Annotated in this window: 11 protein-coding genes; all 11 read left to right on the top strand. The window is 40.0% G+C overall.

Going from position 1 to position 8488, the window contains the following annotated elements; genetic code table 11:
• The first annotated feature begins 84 nt into the window (after positions 1 to 84).
• The 11 genes from OGV82_RS07010 to OGV82_RS06960 all read left to right on the top strand — a co-directional run bounded on the left by OGV82_RS07010 (position 85) and on the right by OGV82_RS06960 (position 8486).
• Complete coding sequence (locus OGV82_RS07010; RefSeq protein ID WP_000650309.1) at positions 85 to 384, top strand: hypothetical protein; 300 nt, start codon at positions 85 to 87, stop codon at positions 382 to 384.
• 90 nt (positions 385 to 474) lie between these two features.
• Positions 475 to 825 carry a hypothetical protein gene (locus OGV82_RS07005; protein WP_000854259.1) on the top strand — a complete coding sequence of 117 codons (351 nt, stop codon included), beginning with the start codon at positions 475 to 477 and terminating at the stop codon, positions 823 to 825.
• A gap of 304 nt (positions 826 to 1129) precedes the next feature.
• On the top strand, positions 1130 to 1378 hold the full coding sequence (locus OGV82_RS07000) for a type II toxin-antitoxin system HicA family toxin (protein ID WP_000520549.1): 249 nt from the start codon (positions 1130 to 1132) through the stop codon (positions 1376 to 1378).
• Positions 1375 to 1722: a type II toxin-antitoxin system HicB family antitoxin gene (locus OGV82_RS06995; protein ID WP_000681613.1), complete on the top strand. Its 348-nt coding sequence runs from the start codon at positions 1375 to 1377 to the stop codon at positions 1720 to 1722. The genes OGV82_RS07000 and OGV82_RS06995 overlap by 4 nt, the downstream gene beginning before the upstream one ends.
• Before the next feature lie 362 nt (positions 1723 to 2084).
• Entirely contained in the window at positions 2085 to 2588 is a 504-nt protein-coding gene (ddp1, locus tag OGV82_RS06990) for a DNA distortion polypeptide 1 (protein WP_000781817.1), read from the top strand.
• A 3-nt stretch (positions 2589 to 2591) separates the two neighbouring features.
• Complete coding sequence (gene taxC, locus OGV82_RS06985; protein WP_001329504.1) at positions 2592 to 3821, top strand: DNA relaxase/nickase TaxC; 1230 nt, start codon at positions 2592 to 2594, stop codon at positions 3819 to 3821.
• 76 nt (positions 3822 to 3897) lie between these two features.
• Positions 3898 to 4191 carry a helix-turn-helix transcriptional regulator gene (locus tag OGV82_RS06980; RefSeq protein ID WP_060578246.1) on the top strand — a complete coding sequence of 98 codons (294 nt, stop codon included), beginning with the start codon at positions 3898 to 3900 and terminating at the stop codon, positions 4189 to 4191.
• On the top strand, positions 4188 to 4403 hold the full coding sequence (locus tag OGV82_RS06975) for an EexN family lipoprotein (RefSeq protein ID WP_000760375.1): 216 nt from the start codon (positions 4188 to 4190) through the stop codon (positions 4401 to 4403). Before OGV82_RS06980 ends, OGV82_RS06975 begins: the two co-directional genes overlap by 4 nt.
• A gap of 356 nt (positions 4404 to 4759) precedes the next feature.
• Entirely contained in the window at positions 4760 to 5380 is a 621-nt protein-coding gene (locus OGV82_RS06970; protein ID WP_000157549.1) for a lytic transglycosylase domain-containing protein, read from the top strand.
• 13 nt (positions 5381 to 5393) lie between these two features.
• Positions 5394 to 5720: a TrbC/VirB2 family protein gene (locus OGV82_RS06965; RefSeq protein ID WP_252384050.1), complete on the top strand. Its 327-nt coding sequence runs from the start codon at positions 5394 to 5396 to the stop codon at positions 5718 to 5720.
• Between the two features lie 18 nt (positions 5721 to 5738).
• A complete protein-coding gene (locus OGV82_RS06960) occupies positions 5739 to 8486 on the top strand; it encodes a VirB4 family type IV secretion/conjugal transfer ATPase (RefSeq protein ID WP_070749900.1) in 2748 nt (915 codons plus the stop codon).
• The last annotated feature ends 2 nt before the right edge of the window (positions 8487 to 8488 follow it).

The following is an 8488-nucleotide window of genomic DNA, read 5'->3' as shown; positions in this document are numbered from 1 at the left end:
AATACGACTTAAAAGTCGTATTATTGTTTCATCGAAAGGGGAATGGCCCCTCTCACAATAGCCCAGCAGGGCAGGAGATTTAAAATGAAATGCTCATCTGTTTTTACTTCAACCACTAATCATGTTTTCACATTCGAACGAGTAACGCTTTGCACTATTATCCTTATGCATAAGGATACTGGACAACAGTATGTTGTCATATTTACTGATAACAATAAAATTCGTGACTATAAAGCCGGAATTGTTCCTCAGTTTGGCGAACTTAAGCAGAGTGATGTTGATTTAGTCCTTTTCTACAGGGACGAATATGAAAAATATTTTGATTCATTAAAAGATGGCGATGAATGCTTGAGTTTTAAAGATTTTATTGAGTGTCTTTGTTAAGCATTATGAATGCAGGGGCATCCCTGCATTTTCTGGAAATTTCAATATTGATTCTGAAATTGTCTATTAACATCAATGCAAGGGAAATTCATGAAAACGTTAAAACAAGCCGCAATGCAGTTTGCATCTGATCTGCGTAATAATCGCTGTTTTAAAGCTGCTTATAATGATGCTCTGTTAGAGCTTGATCGGGAAGATTTAAACGCCATTGTACAATGCACATTTCTTTTTGAGCCAAAACGAACATTAGCCGAACTTGATAAATTAATTAAAAAGATAGAAGTAGAAGAAGATTATGAGTTTTGTGTATCCCTTGATAAAGGTAAAGGATTACACGAAGTCAGAACATTTAAAAGTGAGCGTGAGGCGTTGGATGCTTATCGCATTTTGACTCTTTACGGATACACAGTAACTATAGAAAAGAAGGAGGGTAATGACTGACTATTCAAGGTGTGATCAGGTTGTTCCACCAACCTGATCACGTTATCGACAATCAAAACTGAATGAGGTTTTTAAATGTCAACGCGGCAGATCGTACAGCTTGCTGATTCCCTTGTCAAAGGCTGGGAAACCAGAATTCCGGCAATGAAATTTAGCGAATGGGATCAATTCCGGTGGTGGTTAAACTACTTGCAAGGGTATGAAATGTTTTAAATAAAAAAAGGGGCTTTCTGCCCCTTTGTATTTTTTGACAAAAATGCCATGTGTAACTATAATTAGTTGCATATCTATAGGGGATGGATTTATGGGGAAAACAGATAAGCTACTGGCAAAGTTTTTAAACAGTAAAAAAACGTTTGAATGGGATGAACTGGTCGTTTTGTTTTCCTCTTTGGGATATGTCAAAAAGGAAATGCAGGGGTCAAGAGTGCGGTTTTTCAATGCTGAAATCAATCACACCATATTAATGCATCGTCCACATCCGGAAAGTTATATCAAAGGTGGTACGCTGAAAGCAATTAAACAGAATCTGAAAGAGGCTGGATTATTATGAAACATTTAAAATATAAAGGATATTTAGGCACGGTTGAACCCGATTTTGAAAATAATGTCCTGTATGGAAAACTGGCGTTTATTCGGGACCTGGTAACTTATGAGGCTTCTACATTAGCTGAACTGGAACAGGAGTTTAAAACATCTGTTGATCTGTATTTACAGTCTTGTGTGGAGGATGGAAAGGAACCTGATACCCCGTTTAAAGGCGTGTTTAACGTCAGGCTTGATCCAGAACTGCATCGTCGGGTAGCAGAAATGGCGATGGAAGAAGATTTATCGTTGAATGCCTTTGTTAATAAGGCTCTGGAAAAAGAAGTCAGCAATCATCGCGCAGGGGCTTAATTGCCCTTGTTTTTTATGCCCTGTAAGGGCATGGGAGGCGCTTTGCGCCGGAAGCCCCGCAGCGCAGCGAGGACTTAAAAAGCGTTACGGCTTCAGCCGTAACAATTCCCAGCCCTGCCAGGCCTGTTTTTTCTTTCACAAATCTTTCAGCTATACGTTTGCCTGATGGTCGAAGACGAAAGAATCTTTCAGCAACGAAATCTGGACATATGCAGCGACGATTTTATAGCCAGGCACAGTGCCACATATGGTACAATCAATGCAGGATAGACAATCATGGTCAAAATGTTAACATTTTATCCATGATTGTCCAAAAACGATGTTTTTGCCTGTGCCTGCCGCAGGCTCTGTTGGGGTGAGTTATGAAGATGATAGCGTTCAGACTTAGTGATGATGAGTTAAAACTTGCAGAGCATAACGCTATATCAAGTGGGTTTACCAGCATCAATACATTTGCCAGGCATAATGTGCTTAATGTTGATGTTCAACCATCAAATATACCTGTCAGCAATGAATCATCAAAGGCTGTTAAAACCTGTTTATACCCTCATGAAATAGAACTTGTTAAACGTAATGCTGCCCTTCACGGCATGAGCATGAGCAGAGAAATTGCTATTCGTGTGCGTCAGTCTTTGTTAAAAAATGAAGTCTGTCTTTACCCTGATGAAGTTAAGGAACTTAAAAAACTATCAACTGCTGTAGATCGTGTTGGTCGCAACATTCATTTTATCATAAAAGGTGAAAGATTCTGTACGGTTAACGATCCTGATTTCAGAAAAGACGTTATTGAAGTGATTGAACTGTGTAAGCAAATTGATTCAAAACTTGAAACGTTAACCAAGAGTGTTGTTAACCGATTTGGGTGATTTATGGGTGTGTATGTAGAACAGGAATACCGTATTAAACGCGCTAAAGGGACAGGGCGTGATCCGAAATCTCCTAAGTTATCAGGAAGACATATACATGCCAGTAAATCGGCTTTTAATCATAAAGTCAGACATGGCGCAGACAAGAAAGCATATACCTGGACGCCAACAAAAGAAGTCACTTTTAAAATCACTGGTTCAGGGAAAACAGCCGCAGGTATCAAAAACGGTATTGATTACATTACCCGTAATGGTGAACTTGAGGCTTACTGTTATGATGGAAAAGGTTCAGAGCAAACAGGGAAAGGAGAAGACTTTAACAGGGAGTTTACTTCAACTTTATCTAAAGGAAATGATTACTCCAGGACATATCGTGGAGAAAACATCGATCATGTGAAAAACATGGTCTTTTCACCACCACCAGAAGCTGGAGTAAGCAGGGAAGACGCTCTGAAAGCTACGGTAGAATTTCTTAAAGAGACTTATCCAAACCATGCTTTCGTTGCCGTATACCATGATGATAAAGAAGATCATCCTCATGTACATGTTAATATTAAACTTCGTGATGAAGAAACAGGAAGAAGATTAAGACTTACTAAATCTGAAACCAGGAAGTTCAGAAACGGTTTTCATAGAAAACTGAAAGGTATGGGATATGATGTTACCGCTACCTGGAAAAAAGATCCCGAACGTAAACGGGAGATTGAGCGATTACAGGCTGAAAATCCGAAAAGACTCCGGAATGTTTACAAGGTGGTGGATTTTGGGGAGACTTCATATCAGAATAAGGCAGGGGAAAAACGAACACCTTTCCTCACTTATGAAACTTTAAAAGGTGGAAAACAGGTTACGATTTGGGGTAAAGACCTGAAAAATCATTTCGAGTCTGAAAAGCTCCAGCCAGGAACGCTTATCAAAGTAAAAAAACTGGCTCCTACGCTTGTACGTAGTCCAATGTTTAATGATGATGGAACTGTTGCAGGCTACAGGGAAACGCATCGCAATAACTGGCAGATTGAAAATATTGCCCTTGAGCGGAACAGAGAACGTCAGGTTCATGAGCGTGAAACCAGGCAGCCGGAAGAGAGCGACGTTAAAAAGCAGCTATCCAGAAAACATGAGCAAGGTCACAATATCGGGTTTGCTCTTGAACACGGGTTTACAAAGGATTCAGAAGAACATAAAAAACTAAGAATACAGCAAGAGAGGAACTGGAAAGGCCTGGGATTTTAATTTGATTTTGGCGCAGGTGAACAAAGCGGCTACTTTGCTCACCTGCTGATCACAACAACCTACGAGGGAGGTTATCATGACTGAGCATGATGCTATCTGCATTTCTGTACTTCATCAAATTTTTAGTGATGAAGAACATTTGAGTGAGCAACAAAAAGACATTATTCTGATGTACGCTTATGGCTATACCCTGAATGAAATTGCTGATTTCAAAGGACTAAAGCCTTCAACTGTCAGAAAATATCTCGATTCTGTAAGAGCTGAACTGGGAGGTGTCTCGTTGGCAGGGATCAGAACACTGGTACTCATTCGGACTAATGCCCTTCTCGTGTCAAGTCTTTCCAGGATCAGTGAGAGGGGGAATTTATGAAAAAATATCTGCTTTTTGCTTTGCCGTTCTTCGTTGTTGGTTGTAGTGAAGAAGTAAAAAGTGTGGATTGGTGGGGGCAGCATCTTACGGAAGCTAAACAAAAGCAGGCAGAGTGTGAGAAGTCTGGCTCTGATTCTCAGAACTGTAAGAATGTTAAACAAGCATTGTTTATTCAGTCTCAGAAGGATGCTCCAGTCCCTACATTCGATTAACTAATGTTTAAATCATACTAAAGCGTCCATATGGGCGCTTTTTTTTTGCATGATCACACGAATCATAATATGACCATTTTGTCAATGTTATTTGATCGTATTGTTGAGCATTGTTATTTTGCGAATCATGTTCGCATCTAAAACAAATCCAAAACACACTTATAGTGGATTGATTAAATGAAGGAGAAATCAGATAAGTCATCGGAAAAAGGGGTTTATGTCACGATAAAACTCGATCCCAGGTTGAATGCATTTATCGAAGAGAAAACGAAAACATCTTTGCTTAGTAAGAGGAAGCAAATTATTTACTTATTAATGCAGAGTATGCGTATTGATGGATATATGGAGCGTTAGCTATGGCGTCTTTATTCCCAGCCTTGTTGCTGTGTGCGGCGTCAGTTCATCCGGATACGATAAATGATATTGCACGGGTCGAGAGTGGCTTCAATCCTTATGCTGTGGCTGAAATTATTCCTGAAAGGGAACGCGGTAGCTATGGCAAAAGTGTTATCAGTCATATGCCCAAAAGTAAGGAGGAAGCTCTAACAGTTATCAGAGAAATTGAAAACAGAAAAAGACGTTATTCTGTCGGATTGATGCAGATTACCAGCAGTAATTTTTCTTTTTATTCCACGTCCGCAGAAAAACTCCTTGATTCGTGTGAAAACTTGTCTGTTTTCGAAAAGATTATCGTGGATTGTTATAAACGAGGGAGGAGCCTGGAGAATGCGCTTAGTTGTTACTATACAGGAAATTTTAGTAACGGTAAGCGAAAAGAAAAAGAATTTAATAATACAAGTTATGTTGAGCGAATTGGTTATACAGGGAACGAAAAAAAATATGTTGTACCAGGTACAAGAAGCAACGGGGGAGAACAGCGAAAAAATCGTTCACACAATGCGTCAGTTATCTGGCCCGAAACCATTCTGAAATCTGCTTTTGTTGATAACTCACATCCAACAAAAGTTATTAATTAACAGGACTTATAAAATGTCATTTAAGAAATCAGTATGTAATCGTATCAGTTCATCTGTCACTGCTGTAATGCAGCGTAAAAATAAGGTAGTTATGGCAGTCGCCGGGGCAACAGTTGCATCACCGGCCTTTGCGGATGGATTTTCAAAAGCGGAAACACTGCTGGAAAAGGTTAAAACAGGGCTTAGTGGCCTTTCACTGGTCACGGTGACTATTGCCTGTCTGTGGGTCGGCTACAAGGTTCTGTTTGGTGGAAGCACGATTCGTGAATGCTCACCTATCATCATCGGGGCAATTGTTATCGCCAGTGCGGCTGAAGTTGCATCAATGATGGTTAAATAATAAAGCGGGGACGATAGTATGTCTACACTTTATAAAGCGATGACACGCCCTGCTATGTATGTGGGTGTTCCTGTCGTCCCTCTTACTGTGGTTGCAGGGGCGTTATTTCTGGCGGGGGTTTATATCAGCAAGCTGATCTGGCTGGCTATTCCTGTCGCGGTTTTTGTTCTCAGAATGATCACTAAACAGGACGACCACATTTTTAACCTTTACTTTCTTAAGCTGAAAATGCTCGGAAACTCAGTGTGTAATCGTTTTTTTGGCGCACGAGCGTTCCTCTCCGGACAATATGAAGCTGTTGAAATTGATGAGTTTGTTAATGCCATGAAACTGAATGAGCGAATCACTACTGGTAAATATATCCCATATTCAAGCCACGTTGATAAAAACATCGTCAAAACAAAAAACGGTGATTATGTAGCGACATGGCAACTGATGGGGATTAACTTTGAGTCAATCTCTGCGGAGATGTTAGAAACTATTGACTCACAGGTTGCCACTCTTGTTCGTTCATTTTCCGGACTGCCCGTTTCATTTTATAACCATTCATGCAGGGCGAGTTTTTATGATGCCTTTACCACAAAATCAGGTAATAAATATGCTGATATAATATCAGACTGTTATTATGGTTCGATGAAGAAAAATAAATTCAAGGGGAACACTCTTTACTTTACGCTGATCTACAGACCAGACGGGCGTGTAGAAAAACTGGAAAAACGCAAAAAAAGTATTAAAGAAAAGAAAGATGATATTAACATTCATGTGAAGAGAATGAATGAAATGATTAATACATTCTCTGGCGCTCTTGATAAATTTACCTGTAAACTTCTTGGTATGTATGAGGAGAACGGAAAGGTATTTTCTTCTCAACTGTCATTCTATAATTATCTTCTGACAGGAAAGTTGCAAAAAATCAGAGTAACTGATTCTCCGGTGTATAACGTTCTTGGTGGAGTGGATGTATTTTTTAATCATGATACCGGACAGATATGCCGCATTGATGGAAATAGATTCTTTCGTTCTATTGAAATTAAAGATTTCTGTAGCGAGACTGCATCCGGTGTTTTTGATGTGCTCCAGTATTCTGATGCTGACTATATTATTACGCATTCATATACATCCATGAGCAAATCAGAAGCATTGAGTACCATTAAACGTGCGGAAAAACAGTTAAAGAGCACAGAAGATGATGCGGTTACTCAATTGCAGGAACTGGAAAAGGCAAAAAATGATATTGTGTCCGGTGATATATCCTTTGGTTACTACCATTTCACGCTAATGGTAATGGCGGACAGTATCAGGGAGCTTGACGAATCTGTAAGTAAAATTACGGCAGACTTTACTGACCTGGGTATTATTCCGGCATTGTCAACCATGTCACTGCCAGCGGCATATTTTGCCCAGCTTCCGGCGGTTTTTCATTTAAGGCCGCGTTTATCTCCGGTATCGAATGTAAATTTTGTCGAACTGGCATCATTCCATAATTTCTACCAGGGGAAACGCGATAAAAACTGCTGGACAGAAGCGGTTGCTATTCTCAAAACACCAAGCAAACAGGCGTATTATCTGAATTTACATAACTCAGTACTGTTTAAAGATGAAACAGGTGAAAAGAATCTTGCTAATACTAAAGTTATAGGAACGGCGGGTTCAGGTAAGACAATGTTTCTGTCATATCTTGCCTGTTCATTACAGAAATACAATAACCCCGAAACATTTGCCGATTCTGCAAAAAATAAAAAGTTAACGTGTGTCTTTCTTGATAAGGACAGAGGGGCTGAATTATGTATCCGAATGCTTGGTGGGGAATATTACACCGTAAAAAGCGGTGAGCCGACAGGATGGAATCCTTTTGCTCTGGAGGCAACAAAGCGTAACCGTATTTTTGTCAAGCAACTAATGGAGATTCTGTGTACCAGAAATGGTGAAAGATTATCGACAAGAGAAAGATTGCTTATTAGCGAAAGTGTTGATGCTGTGATGGATTTTCCTCCTGGCGAAATGCGGGAATATGGTATTACCCGAATGCTTGAGCATCTTATGCAGAGAGATGATCGGGATGAGCAGGAGAACGGGATTATCCTTCGTTTGTCCCAATGGGCTAATGGTCAGGCTCATGGCTGGGTTTTTGATAATGCTAAAGACACATTCAATATTCAGCATGTCAATAATTTTGGCATTGATGGCACTGAGTTTCTTGATGATCCGATGGTTTGTGCACCAATTACTTTCTATCTGCTGTATCGCATTACGCAGCTTCTTGACGGTCGGCGTCTTGTTATCTTCCTGGATGAGTTCTGGAAATGGCTACAGGATGAAGCATTCAGCGATTTTGTCTATAACAAGCTGAAAACAATTCGTAAGCTGAACGGGCTGGTTATTCCGGCAACTCAGTCTCCGGATGAAATACTGAAGAATAAGATTTCACGGGCTGTGGTTGAAGTATGCAGCACCAGTATTTATCTGGCTAACCCTGATGCCGATTACAATGATTATGTGGAAGGGCTTAAGCTGACACCAGAAGAATTTAATATTGTTAAAAATCTTGATCCAATGTCGAGACAGTTCCTGATTAAAAAGAGCAGTCTTAAAAAGGGGGATGGAAAATCATTTTCAGCACTTGCGACACTCGATTTATCGGGACTTGGTGGATATCTGAAAATATTGTCTGCCAGTGCAGATAATCTGGAAATTTTTGAAAGTATTTATCATGAAGGAATGGAGCCTGATGACTGGGTTCCTGAATATCTCGAACGGGCAATCTGACA

Source organism: Citrobacter sp. CK191 (assembly GCF_030333435.1).
GTDB lineage: Bacteria > Pseudomonadota > Gammaproteobacteria > Enterobacterales > Enterobacteriaceae > Citrobacter_B > Citrobacter_B koseri.
The sequence above is the reverse complement of the archived record's forward strand: the minus strand, read 5'-3'. Positions and strand labels throughout refer to the sequence as shown.